This window comes from Burkholderia humptydooensis (assembly GCF_001513745.1).
Taxonomy (GTDB): Bacteria; Pseudomonadota; Gammaproteobacteria; order Burkholderiales; family Burkholderiaceae; genus Burkholderia; species Burkholderia humptydooensis.
Genome location: NZ_CP013382.1, coordinates 1 through 22,511 on the forward strand (window position 1 = coordinate 1; position 22,511 = coordinate 22,511).

20 protein-coding genes and 1 pseudogene are annotated in these 22,511 nt (G+C 65.3%); 7 read left to right on the plus strand and 14 right to left on the minus strand.

Annotation, left to right across the window (positions count from 1 at the left end):
• A complete protein-coding gene (locus tag AQ610_RS19495) occupies positions 1–1,374 on the minus strand; it encodes a replication initiation protein (protein ID WP_015602939.1) in 1,374 nt (457 codons plus the stop codon).
• A 2,711-nt stretch (positions 1,375–4,085) separates the two neighbouring features.
• Between AQ610_RS19495 and AQ610_RS19500 the strand changes: the two genes are divergently transcribed.
• Positions 4,086–5,273, plus strand: coding sequence for a DNA-binding protein (locus tag AQ610_RS19500; protein WP_006028357.1), 1,188 nt, complete (start codon positions 4,086–4,088; stop codon positions 5,271–5,273).
• A gap of 92 nt (positions 5,274–5,365) precedes the next feature.
• On the opposite strand, the gene AQ610_RS19505 is transcribed toward AQ610_RS19500, so the two are convergent.
• From AQ610_RS19505 to AQ610_RS19515, 3 genes are all read right to left on the minus strand, one after another.
• Complete coding sequence (locus AQ610_RS19505) at positions 5,366–6,412, minus strand: tyrosine-type recombinase/integrase (RefSeq protein WP_006028358.1); 1,047 nt, start codon at positions 6,410–6,412, stop codon at positions 5,366–5,368.
• 166 nt (positions 6,413–6,578) lie between these two features.
• The gene (locus AQ610_RS19510; RefSeq protein WP_009916156.1) at positions 6,579–6,959 is read right to left on the minus strand and encodes a DUF2471 family protein; all 381 of its coding nucleotides are present in this window, start codon (positions 6,957–6,959) and stop codon (positions 6,579–6,581) included.
• A 67-nt stretch (positions 6,960–7,026) separates the two neighbouring features.
• Complete coding sequence (locus tag AQ610_RS19515; protein WP_006028360.1) at positions 7,027–7,647, minus strand: helix-turn-helix domain-containing protein; 621 nt, start codon at positions 7,645–7,647, stop codon at positions 7,027–7,029.
• Between the two features lie 167 nt (positions 7,648–7,814).
• Here AQ610_RS19515 and AQ610_RS19520 point away from each other — a divergent pair, with 167 nt between their 5' ends.
• Positions 7,815–9,014, plus strand: a complete 1,200-nt coding sequence (locus AQ610_RS19520; RefSeq protein WP_006028361.1) for a glycine C-acetyltransferase — start codon at positions 7,815–7,817, stop codon at positions 9,012–9,014.
• A 12-nt stretch (positions 9,015–9,026) separates the two neighbouring features.
• Complete coding sequence (gene tdh, locus AQ610_RS19525) at positions 9,027–10,058, plus strand: L-threonine 3-dehydrogenase (RefSeq protein WP_006028362.1); 1,032 nt, start codon at positions 9,027–9,029, stop codon at positions 10,056–10,058.
• A gap of 1 nt (position 10,059) precedes the next feature.
• Here tdh and kdpA read toward each other — a convergent pair whose 3' ends face one another.
• The 4 genes from kdpA to AQ610_RS19545 all read right to left on the minus strand — a co-directional run bounded on the left by kdpA (position 10,060) and on the right by AQ610_RS19545 (position 13,909).
• Positions 10,060–11,871 carry a potassium-transporting ATPase subunit KdpA gene (gene kdpA, locus AQ610_RS19530; RefSeq protein WP_006028363.1) on the minus strand — a complete coding sequence of 604 codons (1,812 nt, stop codon included), beginning with the start codon at positions 11,869–11,871 and terminating at the stop codon, positions 10,060–10,062.
• A gap of 143 nt (positions 11,872–12,014) precedes the next feature.
• Positions 12,015–12,434, minus strand: coding sequence for a hypothetical protein (locus tag AQ610_RS19535; RefSeq protein WP_006028364.1), 420 nt, complete (start codon positions 12,432–12,434; stop codon positions 12,015–12,017).
• Positions 12,431–13,084, minus strand: a complete 654-nt coding sequence (locus tag AQ610_RS19540; RefSeq protein WP_006028365.1) for a GNAT family N-acetyltransferase — start codon at positions 13,082–13,084, stop codon at positions 12,431–12,433. Before AQ610_RS19540 ends, AQ610_RS19535 begins: the two co-directional genes overlap by 4 nt.
• Before the next feature lie 174 nt (positions 13,085–13,258).
• Positions 13,259–13,909 (minus strand): YceI family protein, encoded by a 651-nt coding sequence (locus AQ610_RS19545; protein ID WP_006028366.1) that lies wholly within the window; start codon positions 13,907–13,909, stop codon positions 13,259–13,261.
• Between the two features lie 88 nt (positions 13,910–13,997).
• Here AQ610_RS19545 and AQ610_RS19550 point away from each other — a divergent pair, with 88 nt between their 5' ends.
• A complete protein-coding gene (locus tag AQ610_RS19550) occupies positions 13,998–14,615 on the plus strand; it encodes a TetR/AcrR family transcriptional regulator (RefSeq protein ID WP_009914052.1) in 618 nt (205 codons plus the stop codon).
• 100 nt (positions 14,616–14,715) lie between these two features.
• Positions 14,716–15,195: a nuclear transport factor 2 family protein gene (locus AQ610_RS19555; RefSeq protein WP_006028368.1), complete on the plus strand. Its 480-nt coding sequence runs from the start codon at positions 14,716–14,718 to the stop codon at positions 15,193–15,195.
• Between the two features lie 22 nt (positions 15,196–15,217).
• Here the strand turns inward: AQ610_RS19555 and AQ610_RS19560 are convergent.
• Both AQ610_RS19560 and AQ610_RS19565 read right to left on the minus strand, forming a co-directional pair.
• A pseudogene (locus tag AQ610_RS19560) lies at positions 15,218–15,665 on the minus strand (M14 family metallopeptidase); the annotation flags it as partial.
• Positions 15,666–15,794: 129 nt separating this feature from the next.
• Positions 15,795–16,982: a tartrate dehydrogenase gene (locus tag AQ610_RS19565; protein ID WP_269465453.1), complete on the minus strand. Its 1,188-nt coding sequence runs from the start codon at positions 16,980–16,982 to the stop codon at positions 15,795–15,797.
• A gap of 63 nt (positions 16,983–17,045) precedes the next feature.
• Here AQ610_RS19565 and AQ610_RS19570 point away from each other — a divergent pair, with 63 nt between their 5' ends.
• Both AQ610_RS19570 and AQ610_RS19575 read left to right on the plus strand, forming a co-directional pair.
• A complete protein-coding gene (locus tag AQ610_RS19570; RefSeq protein WP_006028371.1) occupies positions 17,046–17,963 on the plus strand; it encodes a LysR substrate-binding domain-containing protein in 918 nt (305 codons plus the stop codon).
• Between the two features lie 51 nt (positions 17,964–18,014).
• Complete coding sequence (locus AQ610_RS19575) at positions 18,015–18,692, plus strand: methyltransferase family protein (protein WP_009914054.1); 678 nt, start codon at positions 18,015–18,017, stop codon at positions 18,690–18,692.
• A gap of 315 nt (positions 18,693–19,007) precedes the next feature.
• On the opposite strand, the gene AQ610_RS19580 is transcribed toward AQ610_RS19575, so the two are convergent.
• From AQ610_RS19580 to AQ610_RS19595, 4 genes are all read right to left on the minus strand, one after another.
• Positions 19,008–19,472, minus strand: a complete 465-nt coding sequence (locus tag AQ610_RS19580) for a hypothetical protein (RefSeq protein ID WP_006028373.1) — start codon at positions 19,470–19,472, stop codon at positions 19,008–19,010.
• Between the two features lie 79 nt (positions 19,473–19,551).
• Positions 19,552–20,790, minus strand: a complete 1,239-nt coding sequence (locus tag AQ610_RS19585) for a DUF3734 domain-containing protein (RefSeq protein WP_006028374.1) — start codon at positions 20,788–20,790, stop codon at positions 19,552–19,554.
• Entirely contained in the window at positions 20,787–21,572 is a 786-nt protein-coding gene (locus AQ610_RS19590) for a 3-hydroxybutyrate dehydrogenase (protein WP_006028375.1), read from the minus strand. The genes AQ610_RS19585 and AQ610_RS19590 overlap by 4 nt, the downstream gene beginning before the upstream one ends.
• A 46-nt stretch (positions 21,573–21,618) precedes the next feature.
• A complete protein-coding gene (locus AQ610_RS19595; RefSeq protein ID WP_009914057.1) occupies positions 21,619–22,359 on the minus strand; it encodes an acetoacetate decarboxylase in 741 nt (246 codons plus the stop codon).
• Positions 22,360–22,511: the final 152 nt, after the last annotated feature.

Here is a 22,511-nt window from a genome sequence, read left to right on the forward strand (position 1 = left end):
TCAAGCCGCGCGAGACTGGCTGAGCGTGAAGGCGAGCAGATCGCCGTCGGTCGGTTCGCCCCAGGTCTTTTGCGCGAGCCAGTCGAAGAAAGCCGTTTCGACGAGCTTCGAGTCGAGCCCGCGCCGTCGCCAGTCGTCCCGCAGATGCGGACCCAGCGCCGGCAGCACGTCGGACTCGAACGACGCGCGCGCGATCTCCCGCTCCGCGTCGCCTTGTTCCTCATACAACTGTTTCGCTTCCTTGCGCCGGTAAGCATCGTACTCGCTGCGCAGACGCGCCTTCGGGTCGTCCGCCTGCCCGGCGTTGGCCGCGGCGGCCAACTTGGCGCTGCTGCCGAGCGGCGGCGTGTCGACCGCGTCGACGGGCGGCGCATATCCCTTCTTCAGCGCATCCTTGAACAACGCCGGCGCGCTGCGCACGGGCGGCAGCGTCGTGCTGCGCACCCGCTGCTCGGTCAGTTGGAGCGCGGCGCGAATCCGGTTTTCCTCGTTGTCCGCGTAGAGCGTCTGCGCTTCCTTCAGCGGAATGCCGATCTTCACCATCCGGTCGACGAGCGTGCTGTCGAACACATTCGGATGCTCGTCGAGCGCGAGCATCGGCTGCTTGCGCTCCGATACGCGGAACTGGATCTCGGCAACCCGGCGTCCTTCGCGATGCTCGACCAGTTCGACGAAGATGTTCGTCACCGCGTTCACCTCGGCGATCGCCGGACGCAGGTAGTCGCGCTTGAAATACTTGTATTCGCGCTTCGCCTCGTCGCCGGCCTCGGTATCGGGCGTGCCGGACAGAATCGGGCGCCACCATTCCCACGGCTCGCGCATCGTCAGATGGCTCGGATTCGTCAGGTAGCGCACGCAGATTTCGTACAGCGCGAGCCCCGCGCTGCTGCGCAGTTGGCTCTGGAACTGCAGGCTCAGGCGCGCGTACTGCACCGGGTCGAGCAGTTTCTTCTTGATTTTCGGCGCAAACGAGAATTCGACCCATACGCGCCGCGTCGCCGGATCTTCGAGAATTTCGGCGTCGGCGATCAGCGTGGAGATCCCCCACTTCCGGCCGGGCTTCTGGCTCGACGTGCCCGTGCTCCATTCCACCTGCACCGACACCATCCGCCGCAAGTGCTCCTTGACGAGCGCGGTATCGTTGGAATCGAAAGCCGAGTTCGCGACGATGTCCGACAACAGCGCGCGATAGGTGTCGCCGGAATCGTCCGCTTGTTGGGCGACCGCAAGCAGCACGTTGAACAGCTTGCGAGTCAGGAGGGTGATCTTGCCGTTTTTCGGCTGAATTGCGATTGCCTCGACGGCCTTACGCAATTCGGCGGAACTAGCACTCACCACATCCACATCGGTTTTCTTGGCGCGCTTTGTGGCCATGCGTCGGGTCGGAGGAGAAGTTTCCGGAAGGATAGCGTCTGTGGTGATGTGCGTCCAGAACGGCATGCTCACCATATGCGGTGAAGCTCGGCGATTTGCTGCCGCTCACCCGATCGGACTCCCGAAAACGCTCACCGGTCCAAAATCCGGCCATCGTCGACTCACCTTTGCGGGCAGCGGCAAGCGCGGCGAACGCCGGCTTTCCCGCATTCGCGTTCCGCGGCGCAGCGGCTCCCGTATCGTCTCACCTCCAATCCTGTCGCAAAATTGCTACGACAAATTCACGCGCACGGGCATCTCCGTGATCGACTTGCAACGCCGGCCTGAGGAACAGCGCGCAGCAAGCCGATGCCGACGCCGATCGAAGCCCAGCCGGCCTGGCGCCGGGAGTCTGTCGGTATGCACGGATCGGATCAGGCCGGGCGGAATGAGCGGCGATGCACATGACTCGGCGTACGCCTGCCCCGGATCTTCAGGCGTTGACGTTCGACCGGCGTGTCTCGTCCGTCCGGGCGCCCCCGATGGAAAGGTGTCAAATGAAGGCGAGACGGGCAACGACTGCCGGCCGCCGGCGCGAATCGGCCACGCGTGAGCCGTCGAAATCGATCGGCCTCACCAATACGCGCGCCAAACGGGGGCGTGGAGCGGCCGCATTACGTGTCGCGCGACCTCGAGCGCGGCGCGCCATGCGTTATCGCCGACCGACAATGACGCAGGTCCGGCATCGGACCGCATTCGGATGCCGTTCGGCGATGCGAGCGAGTGCGCCCAAGTTCGCCTCACCGGACAAGAGATCATCCTCGACATGAAAGGACGCGTACGCGCGCCCGCACGGCCTCCCGGCAGCGAGCCGCTTATGGACGGCAAATCAGCCCGGCGACCAGCCTCGGGCCGCAAGCGTGAGCCCTCCCAAGCCGAGTCGACTCACCCGAGCGTGCGACAGTCCGTCAAACGTGAGCGGATCCAATGCATCCGACTAACCGGATGGATATCCGTCAAAGACAAAATGAGTTGCGATGCAACGTTTCGACTAGCCCCAAGAGCCCCACCTGGGCCCCTGCCGGAGAAATGGCCGGTATATGACCGGGCCGGCCCCTCCCGCGAGACACGTGAGGCGAGTAACCGCCGAGTCACGCGAGTCGCGACTCGCCTTAGCCCATCCACTGTCCCGCCTCGCCAGCCCGTTGCAAGCCTAAGCGCGTCAATAGGCAGGGCAGCCGTCGGCGATCAAAAGTGAACGCCCGCGCCCAGCTCACCGCACCGCCATCCCGAGCGCAAGACGCCCCTTCGCCCCACTGGCAGGGCTGTCCCGCGAGTCCTCCCGGCGAATCCGTCGAAGCGTTTTTTCCAAGCCTTGACGCTCGGCAATGCAGGCTTGCTCCCGAAAAAGCTCACCATTCAGGTCCCGTCAGCCAACGAGCAACCTCGTCCGCAGGTCCGGCATACGGGCGACTACCGGCAATCGGCCCCCGTAAAGCCTCACCTCAGATCGATTTTTGCCCTGCGCGACAGCGCACCCGCAGCCCCCGAAAAAGCTCACCATTCCTTCCGATACGAAAAAAATCCATATATATCAATTACTTACAAATCATAGCTAACGCGCTGGTCGAAATTTTCTTCTCCCGTATGCCCTCACCTTTCGCACGCGGCTCGACGTCACTTGTCATGAGATCGCATCCTGAAAAATCTCACCTTTGACGAAGAGCGGGCTCCGCAACGGCACTTGCTACCCAGCATCCACGGGCCTTTGCGGCCGAATGAGCGCCACCATGTCCCGAAAAGTCTCACCTTTGGCAAATTTCTGCTGTACGCCAGATCCTGAAAAACCTCACCTCAAGCGAGATCGGTGCGGGCCGGCCATGCGCCCGAATTCCCTCACCTTTAGCGAGAACCTCGTCTCAGCGCTGAAGAAGGTCCCCCGAAAAACCTCACCTTTAGGCCGTTTCGGGCGGCAATGCCCCGTCGGACGAGCCTTTACCAGCCTTCCTTCCCGGAAACGCTCACATCAAAACGGGCTGGAATCCCGAGAAATCTCACCTATGCCCCAAATTTGCTTAAAAGAAGGGCAGAATCACTGCTCCACCGACCTCCCGAAAAGCCTCACCTATACCTGTGCGGATGTGGATAGATCGATTCAGGCTGCGCACGGCTCCACCTTTACTGTGCCCCCGAAAAACCTCACCTTTGGCAACTTCATCTGTGGGAAAGCATCCTGAATCCGCTCACGATCTTTCCTGCATCGGCTCACGCCGATCCCCGAACCCCATCACGTCGAATCCTGGAAAATCTCACCTCATATCCTGTAAAATTTCACCTCATCGGTCGCAATCCCTTGCTGGGCAAGGCCTCCCGATGGCGTTAACGTTTTTAACGAAGGTTCAAGGGTGTTTACTTCTAATACTCTCAAGACGCCCCCGACGAGTTTTCCACAGAACCCCCATTTCGCCTCCAGACATGTCCCGAGAACCACAGCGCTCGGCATGTGAAACAATTACCGTTATTCGGGTCCCATCCAATAATCTTTTAAAAACAGAGGCTTGAGTCACATTCTTCGCTTTGTTTCACGGATTTCCAACAGTTGTGTGAGCAAAATCGATCGACATCCCCCTGAATGCCTCTGTGAGTAGCAAAAGTACAACAAGCACATCAAAGTCGTATCAAACAGAACGTATTTCGTTATGATTGGTACGCTTCAGCTTTTCGCAACGACCATGACCCTCGACGAAATCCGGCAATCCATTCGCGAAGAGCTCGATGCGCTGCGCGCGTCCGGCGCCCGCCGGCAAGACTTGTCGCTGCATGCGTGCAAACGGCTGTTCTTCGACCTTGGCATCCGGCCGTCTGCGGCGAACGTCCGCGATTTGACCCAGACCGGTAGCGCAAGCGATATCCCGAAAGACATCGATCATTTTTGGGAGCGAATCCGGGCTGCATCGAAAGTCCGGCTCGAAGGAGCCGCTTTACCGAAACCGCTCGAGGAAAAGGCCGGCGCGCTACTGGGCGCGCTATATGAAGAGGCGCTGAAACAGGCGCGTGAGAGCCTCGATGCCGAACGGCAGCAAGCGAGCGGCGAAGTGGCCGCTGCCGAACAGAAATATCGCGATGCGCTGATTCGCCAGGAAGCGCTCGAGGCCACGCTCGCCCGAAGCGACGCGCGCGCCGAGCAACTGCAGAATCGTCTGACTGATGCCGAGGTGCAATTGGCGTCCGCGTCGACGCAAGGTCTCGCGCATCAGGATTCGCTGCAGGGCCTGATTCGCCGGATGGAAAACGAAAATGCACTGCTGAATCAAAGACTTGAAACCGAGCAGAGCCAAAACGCGGCGCTGCGTGAGCGGATCGACGCGCTGCACGCGGAACTGCGCGAGAACACCGAGCACTATGCGCAGCAGATCAAGGACGCGATCGCGGAAGCCGAGCGGCGCGTGAAGCCGATGCTCGTCGAGCTCGATTCGCTGCGCAGCATGGCTTCGACGTATCAGCAGGGGTTGCGCGACGTCAATCGCAAGGAGTTCGATTTCCTGCAGCAACTGAGTGCGGCGAAGGCGCGTGCGGATCGGCTCGACGCGCAGTTGCGCGAACAAGGCGACGAATTGACCGCCGCGGTCAACGAAGTTCAGATATTGCGGGCCAGCCAGGGCATGACACCCGAGATCGCCACGCTGATCCGGCGTCTGGCGGACGCGGGCAATCTCGATGCGGCTGCGTTCGACGTGATCGGCACGTCGCTCGATCAGCATGTGGCGCTGCCGGCGCGGTGCCCGAAGTGCGGCGACGGCGAACCCGAGCTGTCTCACGACGCGCACGGTTACGAATTGCTTTGTCCCGAATGCGAGCACACGTCGGGAGTGCGGCCATCGCGCTTCGCGGCGGCCGCCTGTTTCACCCGGACAGCGTGACGGACGGCGCCCGAAATCCTCAAAGGTGAGGAAATTCGGGAATCAAGATGTGAGAAAAGGTGAGCATTTTCGGGAGGCCGAAACCGCCAATCTCAAGCCTGGCTTGACGCGGCGGTCGGCGCTTCATTGGTGAGCGACTCGGCGCCCGGCAACGCACTGACGAGGCTTTCCCGCCAATTCTTCCATGCCCGATGCAGTCGATTCGACGAAATCGGCTGCGCGAATCCTAGCCACTGACCGACTTTTTCCGGCTCGACGCCGTTTTCGAACAGTTCGGCCGCGAACGTGTTGCGCAACGTCTGCGGGCTGGCGCGCGCGGTGCGCGATGGCGCGATGTCGGCTGCGTCGACGATCGCATCGACCGCACGCAGCATCGTCGCCTTGTGCATCGGCCGGCCGGATTGCGACGCGGGGAAAACGAGCTCGCCCGGAATGCCGCAACGCTGACGTTCGGCTAGCCATGCGTCGAACAGCGCGATCGCGAACGATGCGAGATGCGTTTCGCGCGTGAATTCTGGCCGGGCCGCCGGGATCATCAGCACGGTCGATCCAAGGTTGACGCAACTAATCGTGAGCGCGCGCGCTTCACCGGTCTTCAATCCGCCGCCGAGGAATGCGGCGATCAGCGCACGATCGCGGCGTTCCTTCCAGAGCGCCGCGCCTGTCGCGGGCAGTGGGGAAAATAGATAAGCAAGCAGCGCGGCGCGTTCGGCCGGCGCGAGAAAACTCGTCGGCTCGTTGTCGCGCGCGCTGCGCCAGGTCGCTTCGCCATCCTGAGCAATGAAGCGGGCAGGGTTCGTCGAGCCGAATTCACTCTTGCGCACATGATCGAGCACGCGCTCGATCAGCCTCAAATAGCGGACTCTCTGCGTTTTCTTGATCGGGAGCTCGCCGACGAAAAGGGCGATCGTCTCGGTGTCGACCGTCGCGAGGTTCTTTTGCCGTTTCGCGAGCCAACCGAGAAACGCGCCCCATTGTGCGCGGTAGACGTCGGCCGACGAGCGGCGAAATTCCTGGGCGGCCAGCCACGCATCGAAAGCGGTGTCCGGATGGTTGAGCCAGTCCGACGTGTCGCGATTGAACAGATCGCTCGGGATGTCGGGCTGCGCAGGGGGACTCGTCAGAATGGGCAGCGACATGTCATTTATCCCGTTAGTTGCAATTCATCATAGCGTGTCGCGTTCGCTCGACAAAGCGTTTTCGAGTCAGCGGCGGGCATCCTGCGGCTAACGAGCCGCCGGAAACCGGGTTGTCTGCATGCGACATGCGGGCCGGATGGGCCGCCGGGCAAGACGCGGCGACCGGCTAGTCGCCCCATGCGCGCGACGCGCGCGCGGCGCGCACCGGCGCACCGGACGCGTCGGTGCGCGCGTTCGCGGCCCGCTCGTACGCGGCGACCGCGAACGAGAACACCGCGGGCAGCGCATTCGACCGCCCGAAGTCGACGAGATCGTCGGTTTCCGGGAAGCGCAGCTCGGCCGGGCGGTCGAACAGGCAGCGAACCATCGGATCGTGCCGGCTCGCGAAGCCGAGATCGGCGAGCGCTTCGGCTTCGACCGCGTGCAGAAGCCGCCACGTCAACGGAACGCCTTGCCGGATATAACGCTCGGCAATGTGGCGGACAATCGTTTCCATATCGTGCGCCGCAGCCTTGAAGCTGAGCGCGGCCAGATCCTGTTCGGTCATCGCGGGCTCCTGTTTTGCGTATACTGTACGAATATACAGTATTTTGCGCAACTGGCCGTTGAGCAGACTAGACGCCGTGCTGCCGATGAATCACGATCAGGAGCGCTTTTGCCTCGCTCTTGCCCGCGTTGCGGATCGCGTGCGGCCCGTCGGCCGCGTAGCGCGCGGTGTCGCCCGCCTTCAGCCGCCGCGCGGTGCCCGCCGCTTCGATCTCGATCGCGCCGTTCAGCACGGTCAGATGCTCGCGGGTGCCGGGCTCGTGCGGATTCGACACGAGCGCGCCGTTCGCCGGCAGCGTCAGCTCGTACCATTCGAACTTGCCCGCGAGTTCGATCGGTCCCCACACGCGTAACTGGTATTGCGCGTCGTGGCCGGCGAGCGTCGGAATGTCGTGCGGGCCGTCGACGCGGATCGTCTCGGGCGCCTTCGGCTGCGCGAACAGCTCGTCGAGGCTGATGCCGAGCGCGTTCGTGAGCCGCCACGCGACGGCGATCGTCGGATTTGCCTTGTCGCGCTCGATCTCCGACAGCATCGATTTCGACACGCCGGCCGCGCGCGACAGATCGTCGAGTGTGAGCTTGCGCTCGTTGCGCAGGCGCTGGATCTGCTCGCCGACCCGCGGCGGCGTCGCGCCGCGGGCGGCGGGAGCGGGCGCGGCCGTGCGCCGCGCGCCGGAAGAGCTTGCCATTTGAATTCCGTTCGCTTAGAGTTGTTCGGTATTTCGAATTTTAGTTCGGAATACAGGAAAAATACGCTGGATCAGACGGCCGACTATAACAGTAGCAAGCCGCTTTGCCGCCGCCACGAGCGCGGACGAGCGCCGAGCCTTGCAGCCCATGTCAGGAGCTTATTGCGATGCGTGATGCCTATCTTGCCCATCTACGCGGCACCCTCGACCAGATTCGCGCGGACGGTTTCTACAAGACCGAGCGCGAGATCGCCAGCCCGCAGGCGACCGACATCCGGCTGGCCGGCGGCGCGCACGTGCTGAATTTCTGCGCGAACAACTATCTGGGGCTCGCGGACGATCCGCGCCTCATCAAAGCCGCGCAGGCGGCGCTCGAGCAGGACGGGTTCGGGATGGCGTCGGTGCGCTTCATCTGCGGCACGCAGACCGTGCACAAGAGGCTCGAGGCCGCGCTGTCCGCGTTCCTGCAAACCGACGACTGCATCCTGTATTCGAGCTGCTTCGACGCGAACGGCGGCCTGTTCGAGACGCTGCTCGACGAAAACGACGCGATCATCAGCGACGAGCTGAATCACGCAAGCATCATCGACGGCGTTCGCCTGTCGAAGGCGAAGCGCTTGCGCTACAAGAACAACGACCTCGCCGATCTCGAAGCGAAGCTGCGCGAGGCCGACGCGGCGGGCGCGCGCTTCAAGCTGATCGCGACCGACGGCGTGTTCTCGATGGACGGCATCATCGCGAACCTGAAGGGCGTATGCGATCTGGCCGACCGTTACGGCGCGCTCGTGATGGTCGACGATTCGCACGCGGTCGGCTTCATCGGCGAGCACGGGCGCGGCACGCCCGAATATTGCGGCGTCGAGGGCCGCGTCGACATTGTCACGGGCACGCTCGGCAAGGCGCTGGGCGGCGCGTCGGGCGGCTACGTCGCCGCGCGGCGCGAGATCGTCGAGCTGCTGCGGCAGCGCTCGCGCCCGTATCTGTTTTCGAACACGCTGACGCCGAGCATCGCGGCCGCGTCGCTGAACGTGCTCGAGCTGCTCGCGAGCGACGAAGGCGCACGGCTGCGCGAGCGCGTGCGCGCGAACGGCGTGCACTTCCGCGAGAAGATGAGCGCGGCGGGCTTCACGCTCGTGCCGGGCGAGCATCCGATCATTCCGGTGATGCTCGGCGATGCGCAGGTCGCGTCGAAGATGGCCGATGCACTTCTTGCCGAAGGCGTGTACGTGATCGGCTTCTCGTATCCGGTCGTGCCGCGCGGCCGCGCGCGCATTCGCACGCAGATGAGCGCCGCGCATACGCCCGAGCAGATCGATCGCGCGGTCGACGCGTTCGTGCGCGTCGGCAAGACGCTCGGCGTCATTTGACGGAGGCTCGCGATGAAAGCGCTTGCGAAGCTCGAACGCGGGCCGGGCCTCACGCTCACGCGCGTGAAGAAGCCCGAGGTCGGCCACAACGACGTCCTCATCAAGATCCGCCGCACCGCGATCTGCGGCACCGACATCCATATCTGGAAGTGGGACGACTGGGCGCAGAAGACGATTCCGGTGCCGATGCACGTCGGCCACGAATACGTCGGCGAGATCGTCGAGATGGGCCAGGAAGTGCGCGGCTTCTCGATCGGCGATCGCGTGTCCGGCGAAGGCCACATTACATGCGGCTTCTGTCGCAACTGTCGCGCGGGGCGGCGCCACCTGTGCCGCAACACGGTGGGCGTCGGCGTGAATCGCGAAGGTGCGTTCGCCGAGTATCTGGCGATACCCGCGTTCAACGCGTTCAAGATTCCGCCCGAGATCTCCGACGATCTCGCCGCGATCTTCGATCCGTTCGGCAACGCGACGCATACCGCGCTGTCGTTCAACCTCGTCGGCGAGGACGTGCTGATCACGGGCGCGGGGCCGATCGGCGTGATGGCGGTGGCGATCGCGAAGCACGTCGGCGCGCGCAACGTCGTCATCACCGACATCAACGACTATCGCCTCGACCTCGCGCGCAAGATGGGCGCGACGCGCGCGGTGAACGTGTCGCGCGAATCGCTGCGCGACGTGATGGCCGATCTGCACATGACGGAGGGCTTCGACGTCGGGCTCGAGATGTCCGGCGTGCCGAGCGCGTTCACGTCGCTGCTCGAATCGATGAATCACGGCGGCAAGGTCGCGCTGCTCGGCATTCCGCCCGCGCAGACCGCGATCGACTGGAACCAGGTGATCTTCAAGGGCCTCGAGATCAAGGGCATCTATGGGCGCGAGATGTTCGAGACCTGGTACAAGATGGTCGCGATGCTGCAAAGCGGGCTCGATCTGTCGCCGATCATCACGCACCGCTTCCCGGTCGACGACTACGAGAAGGGCTTCGCGGCGATGCTGTCGGGCGAAAGCGGCAAGGTGATTCTCGACTGGGCCGGCGCGTGACTCAACGCGCAGCGCCCGCCATCGTCACCTGCTCGACGATCGGCCCGAGCGCCAATGCCGGTAGATACGTCAGCAACGTCATCAGCACGACCGTTCCGATCAGCAGGACGACGAAGAGCGGGCCGTGCGTCGGCAGCGCGCCGGGGCCGGCCGCGCGTCGCACCTTCAGCGCGAGCGAGCCGGCGAGCGCGAGCACCGGCACGATCGTCGCGAAGCGGCCGAACCACATCGCCGCGCCGAGCATCGCGTTGTAATAACGGGTATTCGCCGCGAGGCCCGCGAATGCGCTGCCGTTGTTGTTCGCCGCCGACGTGAACGCATACAGGATCTCGCTGAAGCCGTGCGCGCCGGGGTTCGCGATGCCGGCGACGCCGGCCGGCAGCAGCACCGACGCGGCCGTGCCGACGAGCGCGATGCAAGGCGTCGCGAGGAGCGCGATCGCGACGAGCTTCATGTCGTGCGGATCGATTTTCTTGCCGAGATACTCGGGCGCGCGGCCGATCATCAGTCCCGCGACGAACGCCGCGAGCATCGCGTGCATCAGCATGCCGAAGAGCCCCGAGCCGGGGCCGCCGAACACGACTTCGCCCGTCTGCATCAGCGCCATCGGCACGAGCCCGCCGATCGGCGTCAGCGAATCGTGCATCGCGTCGACCGCGCCGTCGCCGCTCGCCGTCGCGATCGTCGCGTAGAGCGCCGACGAGACGATCCCGAAGCGCGTCTCCTTCCCTTCCATGTTGCCGCCGGGCATCGACGCAGACGCGCGCGCGTCGATGCCCGGCGACGCGAGCGTCGCGCTGCCCGCTTGCTCGGCGCGCATCGTCACGAGCGCGAGCGCGACGAACATCGCGAGCATTGCCGCATAGATCGCCCAGCCTTGCCGCGTGTCGCCGGCCATCGCGCCGAACGTGTGGCACAGCGCGGCCGGCAGCAGCAGAAGCGCGAGCATTTGCAGGAAATTGCTGAACGGCGTCGGATTCTCGAACGGATGCGCGGAGTTCGCGTTGAAGAAGCCGCCGCCGTCGCCGCTCAGCAGCTTGATCGATTCCTGCGATGCGACGGGCCCCATCGGCAGAAGCTGCTCGCGGCCCGCAATCGCGCGCACGGCGGGACGGCCCGCGGCATCGAGCAGCGGCGCGCCGCTTGCGTCGGGCGCGGCTTGCCGCCGGCCGGTGCCTTGGATCGTCTGGACGGTGCGATACCCGGAGAAGTTCTGGATCGTGCCTTGCGCGATGAACGCGGCGGCGAACAGCGCGGACAGCGGAATCAGCACATAGAGCGTCGCGCGCGTGAGGTCGGCCCACAGATTGCCGACGGAGCCCGCGCCGCGCGCGGCGAGCGCGCGGATCAGCGCGAGCAGCACGGCGATGCCGGCGGCGGCCGACAAGAAGCTCTGCACGGCGATGCCGCCCATCTGGGTCAGATAGCTGAGCGTCGTTTCGCCTGCGTAGCCTTGCCAGCTCGTATTGGTGGCGAAGCTGACGGCCGTGTTGAACGCCGAATCGGCGCTGACGGCAGGAAGGGCTTGCGGATTGAGCGGCAGCACGTGCTGAACGCGCTGCAACGCGTAGAGTGCGATCGTGCCGACGACGCTGAACGACAACAGCGCGATCGCATAGGCTTTCCAGCTCATTGCCTGCTCGGGATCGACGCCCGCCGCGCGATACGTCCATCGCTCGACGGGCCGCAGCATTCGCATCGGCCACGGCGGATCGCCGTTTGCGATGCGCGCGATGTATTGTCCGAGCGGCTTGACGAGCAGCGTCAGCACGACGACGAAAAGAGCGAGCTGCAGATAGGCGTGCCTGTCCATCGATTCTCCCGCTTCGGCCGCTGGTTCTTCATGTCTTCATTACAGCGCAGCGGATGTCAAACCGATCGAAAGAGTCGCGCGACGAGCGTAAACAACGCGTCAATATTTCGACTTCAAGCGATTCCGCGTGAGGCAGGCTTGCGTCATTGCACGCTGTCGAGCAGATGCGGATTCAATTCGATGTTCAGGATCACTAGCCAACGTCTCGGGCAATCGGCCGGAACGTCGAGCGGCGCGCCGTCATTCGGCGCGCTGCGCAGACGGCCGCTCGACCGCGCGTCGAGATATGCGCGCTGCGCGTCGGATTGCAGCCAGTAGCTGACGAGCGTGCACGTGACGAAGTTGAAGAGCAGCAGCGGCCCCGCCTCCACGTCGTGGCCGGCGATATGGGCGAGGCCCGCGAATGCCGCGGTCAGTGCCTGGCTCACCGCGATCGTGATGCACACGACCTTGACGAGACCGCGCATGCGCATCGCCGCCTTCACGTGGGCCGGCTTGTACGCGCGCCGATCGCCCGAGTCGCACGAGCGGTCGCGCCGGCGTGCGTCGTCGTCGTATTTCATGCGGCGCGATCGTATGGCGCTGGCATCGGCATCGGCATCGGCGTCAGCGGCAGTTCGCGCGCCTTCCATGCGGACGACCGCGATACCGCCGCCGGCTTGCTGAGGATCGCGCTGTCATAGCCTTTGCCGGAAAAGTGCATGACGTCGACGAGCCGAAATCCTTGGCGCGTGTAGAACGCGACGAGATGCGCGGCCGGCTGCGGCGTGTCGAGCGCAAGACGCCGGTAGCCGCGCGCGGCAGCCCAATGCGCGGCGAAATCGAGCATCGACCGGCCGATGCCGCGCCCTTGCCAGACGGGATCGACGCCGAACTGGCGCAACGTCGCGACGTTGCCGCGGCGATAGAGTTCGCATGGCGACGCGAGATCGCGCGCGTGAAGCGTCATCGTCGCGACGAGGTGGCCATTGCAGACGGCGACGAAGCATTCGCCCGCGAGCGCGCGTTGATGCGTGACGGCGGCCGGTTGATCGACGCAGGGACAATTGAGTCCCATCCGGCCGAGCCGGGCGAACGCGCGATGCAGCAGCGCGGTCAGCTCGTTGTACGAGTCGTGCGCAGGATCGAAACGTCGAAGCACGACGCGGCCGTCCGCATGCGTCGCGCATGCGAAGTGCATCGCTCGTTCGGTTTTCGCTCGTTGTTGCGGCATGTGACGCCTCCGAAACCTCGATGGTTGCCCGAAGTGTAGGGAGTCGCGAGCGCGCCTTTCAAGAAAAAATGTCGTAAAAAATGCGGCGCGGCGATAGAGGCTGGAGGCGGCGATGCGCGAAGCCATGACGAACGTCGCGCGTTCCTTCGAGCGGCAACGTGCGTCATCGATGCGTCATGGCGCGGGCGCTTCGCCTTCCTTGACGAACTCCGCCTCGATGCGCACGCGCACTTCGTCGCCAACGGCCGGATACCAGCTCGTCACGCTGAATTGCGCGCGGCTGAACGTGCCGCGCGCGGAGAAGCCGAGCGTGTCCTGCCTCGTCAACGGATTGCGGCCGTAGCCATTGAACGTGACGGCGAGCGTGACGGGGTGCGTCGCGCCGCGGATCGTCAGGTTGCCGGTCAGCGTGCCCTGCGTCGCGCCCGTGCGCGCGAAGCGCGTGCCGTCGAAACGAATTTGAGGGTTGCGGGCGGCGTGGAGCGCATCGGCGCCCGCGACGAGCTTGTCCAGCAGCGGCACATTGGTGTCGACGCTCGCTGCGTCGATCGACGCCGTCACGCCGCTGCCGGCGAGCCCGCCGGCGCGCCAATCGAGTTGCGCGCTCGCGCGATCGAAGCGCATCGTGAAGCGCGAATACTTGAAGTGGTCGACATCGAACACGATGCTCCAGTGGTGCGGATCGAGCGTGTAGCGGCCGGCCGGAACGGCGGCTTCCGTCGTCGACACGCTGTGCGTGACGACCCGAAGCGGCGTGCAGCTTGCCGTCACGCCTGCGAGCGCGATCGCGCACGCGAATTGTCCCGCCCATCTCGCCGGTTTCATCCGAGCCCCTTTTTGCCGAATGCGTGCGAAAACGATATCGCATCGTTTCGAGGTTGACAAAGGAGAATGATCGTTCTACCTTAAACGCATGGATACGAAACCTGAACCAATCCCTGCCGCCGGCGCGCGCGAACGCTTGCTCGACGCGGCCGAAACGCTGATCTACGCGGGCGGCATCCATGCGACGGGCGTCGACGCGATCGTCAAGCTGTCGGGCGCCGCGCGCAAGAGCTTCTATACGCACTTCGAATCGAAGGAGGCGCTCGTCGCCGCCGCGCTCGAGCGCCGCGATGCGCGCTGGATGGCGTGGTTCGTCGAAGCGACGGCAAAGCGCGGCAAGACGCCGCGCGCGCGGCTCGTCGGGATGTTCGACGTGCTGCGCGAATGGTTCGAGCAGCCGGATTTCCACGGCTGCGCGTTCCTGAACGCGGCGGGCGAGATCGAGCATCCGGACGATCCGATTCGCGTCGTCGCGCGCGAACACAAGGAACGCTTGCTCGTGTTCGTGCGCGAGCAGCTCGATGCGCATGCGGCGGAAACGGGCGCGGATCGCCGCCATATCGCACGGCTCGCGCGCCAGTGGCTCGTGCTGATCGACGGTGCGATCGGCGTCGCGCTCGTGAGCGGCGACGCGTCGGCCGCGCGCGACGCGCGTGCGGTGGCCGAACTGCTGCTCGACGCGACGCTGCCGAGCCGGTCCGGCTAAAGCTCCGCCTTTTCATTCGATCGAATCGCAGCACCCCCGCCTGCCCGCCGCGCTCGGCGAGCCGGGCGGGTCTTTTCACGCCTTCAATCTGGAGAACACAATGTCCGATTCAACCGAAATCCGCCCGCCTGTTCCGCCGTTCACGCGCGAAACCGCGATTCAAAAAGTTCGGGCTGCTGAAGATGGCTGGAACACGCGCGACCCCGAGCGCGTTTCGCTCGCCTACACGCCGCAGAGCAAATGGCGCAATCGCGCGGAATTCGCGACGGGCCGCGCGGAGATCGTCGCGCTGCTGCGCCGCAAGTGGACGCGCGAGCTCGATTATCGGCTGATCAAGGAATTGTGGGCGTTCACCGGCAACCGGATCGCGGTGCGCTTCGCGTACGAGTGGCACGACGACGCGGGCAACTGGTTCCGCTCATACGGCAACGAAAACTGGGCATTCGACGAAAACGGCCTGATGGCGCATCGCCATGCATGCATCAACGACATGCCGATCCGCGAAGCGGATCGCCTGTTCCACTGGCCGCTCGGCCGCCGGCCCGATGACCATCCGGGCCTGTCGGATCTCGGGCTCTGATCGGCGGCGGGTTGCATAAAGCATCGCGCCGCCTGCAACGGCGAAGCGCTGTTTCGCCGCGCATCACGGTTGCCGGCGCACCGATCTGCAGCGCGAGCGCCGTGCCCTTGTCGAGCGGGCCCGCGACGATCAGCGGCGCGCTGCGCTCGTGCATCGAATGCAGATCGAGCAGCCAGTCAGCCTCGTCGACGAACGGCCGGATCGCGCGCGCACGATCGAGTTCGACCGAGTGCTTCGACAGATCGTCGAGCACGGCGGGCGTTCACACGCGACAGCAACGCATCGACGACGATCGCGCCGCACACTTCGTTGCCGTGCGTGAGCGCGTTGATCATCACGTGCGGGCCGGACACGCCCGAATCGAAGCGATGCACGTAATCGACGCCGGCGTTGCCGATGCGATGCGCATCGAGGTCCGGAAAGTCGACCTCGATCGAATAGTGAGGAAATACGGGAGCCGATTCGGTCATGGTGAGCTTTTTCGGGAGTCGGGGAAAATGCCGCGCGCCTTTACGTCGGAAGCGCGTCGTCGTCGCTGTTGTCGGCGGCTTCGGCGATCACGTCGAACGCGGCCGATCAGCGATCAGCCGAGCAGCCGATCAGCCGAGCAGGTGCGCGACGATCGCGTCGCCCACTTCGCTCGTCGATGCCTGGCCGCCCATGTCGCGCGTGCGCGGGCCGTGCTTCAGCACGTGCTCGATCGCGGCGACGATCGCATCATGCGCCTCACGGGCGGGGCCCGCGCCCTCGCCGAGGAAATCGACCATCATCGCGGCCGACCAGATCATCGCGATCGGGTTCGCCACGTGCTTGCCCGCGATGTCCGGCGCGGAGCCGTGCACCGGCTCGAACAGCGACGGAAACCGGCGCTCCGGGTTCAGGTTCGCCGACGGCGCGATGCCGATCGTACCGGTGCATGCGGGGCCGAGATCGGACAGGATGTCGCCGAACAGGTTCGACGCGACGACGACGTCGAAGCGCTCCGGCTGCATCACGAAGCGCGCGCACAGGATGTCGATGTGCTGCTTGTCCCACGCGACGTCCGGATAGCGCGCGGCCATCTCGGCGGCGCGCGCGTCCCACCACGGCATGCTGATCGCGATGCCGTTGCTCTTCGTCGCGACGGTGAGCTGCTTCGCGCGGCGCTGCGCGAGCTCGAATGCGAACTTCATCACGCGTTCGGTACCGTGCCGCGTGAACACCGCCTGCTGGACGACGAACTCGCGATCGGTGCCCTCGAACATCGCGCCGCCGACGGCCGAGTATTCGCCCTCGGTGTTCTCGCGCACGATCATGAAATCGATGTCGCCCGCCTGGCGGCCGGCGAGCGGGCACGGCACGCCGTCGAACAGGCGCGCGGGACGCAGGTTCACGTATTGATCGAACTCGCGCCGGAATTTGATCAGCGATCCCCACAGCGAAACGTGATCGGGCACCGTATCGGGCCAGCCCACCGCGCCGAACAGCAGCGCGTCCATGCCGGAAAGTTGCGTCTTCCAGTCGTCCGGCATCATCTGACCGTGCTTCGCGTAGTAGTCGCAGCTTGCCCATTCGATCGGTTCGTATTCGAAGCGCAGGCCGAAGCGGCGGCTCACCGCGTCGAGCGCGCGCAGCCCTTCGGGCATCACTTCCACGCCGATCCCGTCGCCGGGGATGACGGCGATCTTGTACACCTTGTCGCTCATGCTGGCTTCCTCATCTCGTGTCCTGCCGCGCGCATCGGCCGAGCCGGGCGCGCGCGGCATCAAAGAGGCGATCGCGCGGGGCTTGCGCGATCGCCGATCCATGCATTCTATTTATTTCTGGAAGGATTAAAATCGGCCATTCGGTTAATCGACTTTCCACGCACCGTGAACAATTCCCCGAACCTCGATGACCTGCGCGTGTTCAGCGTCGTCGTGCGGCTCGCGAGCTTCAGCGCGGCCGCCGAGCAGCTCGCGGTGTCGCCCGCGTACGTCAGCAAGCGCGTCGCGCTGCTCGAAAAGCAGCTCGGCACGCGGCTCCTGCATCGCTCGACGCGCCGCGTCGCGGTGACGGAAGCGGGCGAGCGCGTCTATGCATGGACCGAGAAGATCCTCGACGACGTCGACCATCTCGTCGAAGACGTGTCGACCACTCGCAGCGTGCCGCGCGGCACGCTGCGGATTTCAAGCAGCTTCGGCTTCGGCCGGCACGTGCTCGCGCCCGCGCTGCTCGACTTCAACGAACGCTATCCGCAACTGAACGTGCGGCTCGATCTGTTCGACCGGCTCGTCGACGTGGCGGGCGAAGGCTTCGATCTCGACATCCGGATCGGCGACGAAATTGCCGATCACCTGATCGCGAAGCGGCTCGCGACGAACTACCGGGTGCTGTGCGCGTCGCCCGGCTATCTCGCGCGACACGGCACGCCGCGCCAGCTCGCGGATCTCGCCGCGCATCAGTGCCTCGCGATCAAGGAGCGCGATCATCCGTTCGGCGTATGGCGGCTCACGGTGCGCGGCGAGACGTCGACAGTGAAGGTTGGCGGCGCGCTGTCGACGAATCACGGCGAGGTCGCCGTGCAGTGGGCGCTCGCCGGGCGCGGGATCGTGCTGCGCTCGATCTGGGAGGCGGGGCCGCTGCTTGCGAGCGGCAAGCTCAAGCGCGTGCTGCCGGACGCGCTCCAGCCGGCGAACGTGTGGGCCGTGTATCCGGCGCGGCTCGCGGCGTCGGCGAAGGTGCGCGTGTGCGTCGATTTTCTCGCGGACGCGTTCGCGCACCTGAACGAGCGCGCGAACGGCGGATAATCGTTTGGTGAGTGCATCTGCAACTAACTGCCCATCCCGGAGGAACCCGCAATGGACTCGTTGTCGAAGCGCGTGCTCGGCGCGCAAGCGCGTTTCGTCGCGGCGCTCGCCGTGCTGATCTTCGCGTCGGCGGGCTCGCTGCGTTACTGGCAGGGCTGGATCTACTGGCTCGTGTTCTCCGGCGCGACGACCTGGCTCGCGCTCCATTTCCTCAAGCACGATCCGGTGCTCGTCGAGAGCCGGATGCGCGTCGGCGTGCGAGCGGAGCGCGAGCTCAGCCAGAAGATCATCGTCGGCGTCGTGAGCGTGGCGAGCGTCGGGCTCGTCGTCGCGATGGGCGCCGAATGGCGCGTCGCGCACACGCCGGTCGACTGGCGCTCGGTCGCGCTCGGCAATGCACTCGTGATCGCGGGCTTCGCGATCTGCTTTGCGGTGCTGCGCGCGAATCGCTTCGCGTCGAGCCTCGTCGAGGTGACGCGCGATCAGACAGTGATCTCGTCCGGCCCGTATCGTCTCGTCCGCCACCCGATGTATTCCGGCGCAATGGTGATATTTTTCGGGAGCCCGATCGCCGCCCAATCGACATGGGCCTGGCCGTTCGCCGCGGTGCTCGCTGCAGGCGTCGTCGCGCGGCTCGTCGACGAGGAACGCTACCTGAGCGCGCATCTCGACGGCTATCGCGCGTACTGCGAGCGCGTGCGCTGGCGGCTCGTGCCGCGCGTCTGGTGACGCCGCCAAGCCCGCCACGACGGCGCTTGCTCTACCTCGAAGGGCGTGTGACGATCTGACGAACGACGGCGGCGCGGTCGCGCATGCTGCCGCCGTCCGGTCCGGCGGCTTGAAGAAACAACCGTCGACGCTCGCTCCGCGAACGCGCCGGCCGCCCGCGTCGACACGCTTTCCACCCAAAGGTGAGATTTTTCGGGAGCTGCCGCGAAGGGGTCCGGAACCCGTCCGGACCCCGCCGACGGCTCGCCGATCGCCCGCGAAACCGGGCGCGCGGCCGGATCGAGCCTGCGGCGATACAGGCGGCATTCGCCGCACTCACAGGCGCTGTCGCTTCGCGAGCGTCAGCACGCGCTCCCAGCGCAGCGCGTCGCGCTTGCCGTCCATCGGCAGCGTCCACTCGGCGCGGCGCTCGTCGCGCACGGCGACGACGAGATACCAGCGGCCATCGAGCGCCTGCGCGCGGCAGCCGCTCAGATCCGTGAGCGTGTAGCGGCCGTCGGCGCCGTCCTGCGACAGCCACAGCAGCCCCTTCGTCGCCGAGACGCGCAGGTCGCCCCATGCGCGTTGCAGCACGTGCGTCCAGCCGTCTTCGCGCGCGTTCGGCGCGATGTCGCGCCGCCGCCGGACCCAGCGCGCGATCACCGCCGCGGTCGCGCCGGCCGCGACGGCGGCGGCGCCGATCGCAACGGCGTCGCCGAAGCGCGCGGCGATCGCGTGAAACGTATGGACTGCGCCCCAGATCAATGCGACGAACGCGAACAGAACGACGAATATCGGCATGGCGAAGCGGGAAATGGCAAAACGGAAAATGTCGAAACGAAACGCACGGCCGGCGCGCGCCGGCCGCGAGCGGCGAGCTTTACCGAATCCGGTGAATGTCGTGCGTGACGAAGCCTGCGTCGTTGTCCGGCAGCGCGAGGCCGTTCTTCACCGCGAGCGTCTTGCGGATGTCCGCGAGGCCCGCGGTCCAGTGATCGCGCATCGTCGACGCGCCGAACTGATAGTCCTTGTAGTGCTGCTCGTAAGCCTTCTGCTGATAGATCAGATGCTGGACGTTGTAGCGCTTGCTGCACGACAGCGTCTCGGCCTGCTGGCACCACGGATCGCTCTTGCGGATCGCTTCGGGCACCTGATCGAGCACGCGGCGCAGCACGTTGCGAAAGCGCTGCTCGCGCTGCAGCGTATCGGTAACGAAGCGCGTGCGGCTCGAATACTGAACGTCCTTCGTGCGCTCCGTCACTTCGTTCATCGATTCGGGCAACGGCCCGCGCGCGCTCCACAGGTCGACCTGGAACGCGAGCGTGTCGCGGCGCGGCGACGCGCGCAGCACCTCCATCAGCGGCGTGTTCGACACGATGCCGCCGTCCCAGTAGAACTCGCCGTCGATCTCGACGGGCGGAAACGCCGGCGGCAGCGCGCCCGACGCCATGAAGTGCTCGGGACGCAGCGTCGTCTTCGTGTTGTCGAAGTAGATGAAGTTGCCCGTGCCGACGTTCACCGCGCCGACCGACACGCGCGTCTCGCCCGAATTGATCCGCTCGAAGTCGCACAGCTTGAGCAGCGTCGCGCGCAGCGCGGACGTGTCGTAATAGCTGACCTTCTCCGGCGGATGCGCCGAGCCCGGCAGCGGCGGCGGGAAGCGCGGCACGAAGAAGCCGCGCTGTCCCTGCACGACCGCGCTCGCCGCCTGGCTCGCGGTGAAGAACGTGCGCACGTATTCGTGGCTGTTGAAGAGCGCGGCCTCGAACATCGCCGGCAGCGCGGGAAAGAACGCGGGCTGGCAGATCGTGTTCCAGAACTCGCGCAGCCGCTCGACGCGCCGCTCGGGCGGATTGCCGGCGATCAGCGCGGTGTTCAGCGCGCCGATCGAGATGCCGGCGATCCAGTCGAGCGGAATGCCCGCTTCGTGCAGCCCCTCGAACACGCCCGCCTGATATGCGCCGAGCGCGCCGCCGCCTTGCAGCACGAGCGCGATCGTTTCGTACGGCAGATCGTGGAACGGCGTGGGCGCATGCTCGAGCGCGTGCGGCGCGCCTGCTTCGTTGTGCAGGTCCGCCGGATCGACCGCCTGCTTCTCGGTGCGGGCGCGCGGCTTCATTGCATGAACCAGCCGTGGCTGACGACGAACGACTGGCCGGTCAGCGCCGCGCTCGGGAACGCCGACAGGAACAGCACCGTCTTCGCGACGTCCTCGACCGTCGTGAACACGCCGTCCACCGTCTGGCCGAGCATCACCTTCTTCACCACGTCCTCTTCGCTGATCCCCAGCTCCTTCGCCTGCTCCGGAATCTGCTTGTCGACGAGCGGCGTGCGCACAAAGCCCGGACACACGACATGCGAGCGCACGTTGTGCTTCGCGCCTTCCTTCGCCAGCACGCGCGCGAGGCCCAGCAGCCCGTGCTTGGCCGTCACGTACGCCGACTTCAGCGGCGATGCCTCGTGCGAGTGCACCGAGCCCATGTAGATCACCACGCCGCCGCGATCGTCCTTGTACATGTGCTTGAGCGCGGCCTTCGTCGTCAGGAACGCGCCGTCGACGTGGATCGCCTGCATCTTCTTCCAGTCGGCGAACGCGTAGTTCTCGATCGGATTGACGATCTGGATGCCCGCGTTCGACACGAGGATGTCGACCGAGCCGAACGTCTCGGCCACCTTGTCGATGCCTGCGTTGACCGCGTCCTCGTTGGTCACGTCCATCGCGACGCCGATCGCCTGGCCGCCCGCCTGCCTGATCTGCCCGGCCACCGCGTTCGCGCCGTCCTGATTCAGGTCGGCGATCGCCACCGCCGCGCCCGCGCGCGCGAGCTCCAGCGCGATTTCCTTGCCGATGCCGCTTGCTGCGCCCGTCACGACGGCGGTCTTGCCATTCAGATTGCTCATGATCGAATTCCTGTCGAGAAAGTGATAGGGAACGAAGAGGCTCGCGTTACTGCGCGAGGTAATCGTAGACGACTTCGCCGAGGCCGAGTGTCAAATCGGCGAGCAGGTGCCGCGCTTCGACGATCTCGAGCACCGGCAGATCGGCGACGGGCGCGAGCGCATGCGGCGCGAGTTGCAGCGACGCGGGGCCCGTCCACGCGCCTTTCATGCTGATGTCCTGCAGGTAGTAACGCACGAGCTCGCACACGCGCGCCGAGCCGTCGACGTGCGGAATGATCTTCAGCAGGAAGTTCGCGCCGCCGAGGCGCTTCGCCTGCTCTTCGAGATCGAGCTCCCGGTGCTTGTAGCCCATCGTGCCCGTCGCGACGCGCACGGGGCCGTAGTCGAGCGTGCCGAGCAACGTGTCGATGTGCGTTTCCAGCGTCGGCTGCGCGAGTTTCTTCGGGAATCCCCACAATTCGCGGCCGCCCGCGATCGGCGGGTGATCGTTCAGATACATTGCGAGCGTATAGCCGCCCGGCTGGCCCTTGTATTCGACGGGGATCACCTGCCCGCTCTCGGCGTAATCGCCGAAGCCCGTCGAATCGGGCATGCGGATGAATTCGTAATGGACGAGCGGCTCCTTGACCTCGAGCGGTTCCGGCACGATTTCGCGCAGGCGGTCCATGTCGGTGCGATACGTGATGATCAGGAATTCCCGATTGACGAAACGGTAAGGGCCCATCGGGAATGCCGGGCTCGTGAGCGGCATCGCGAATGCTTTCGATCGGACTTGGCTTGGCTTCATGCGGACTCCTTGTTGATCGCTTCGTGGTCGGGGTGCCGATATCGTATGCTTCCAGGAATCGATTGTGCGATGCCGCAACTGGAAAAGATTATTGCGGAATTCGCGGCAACGAAATGACAAATATTGACAATGTTGCCGAGGCGGTAACGAAC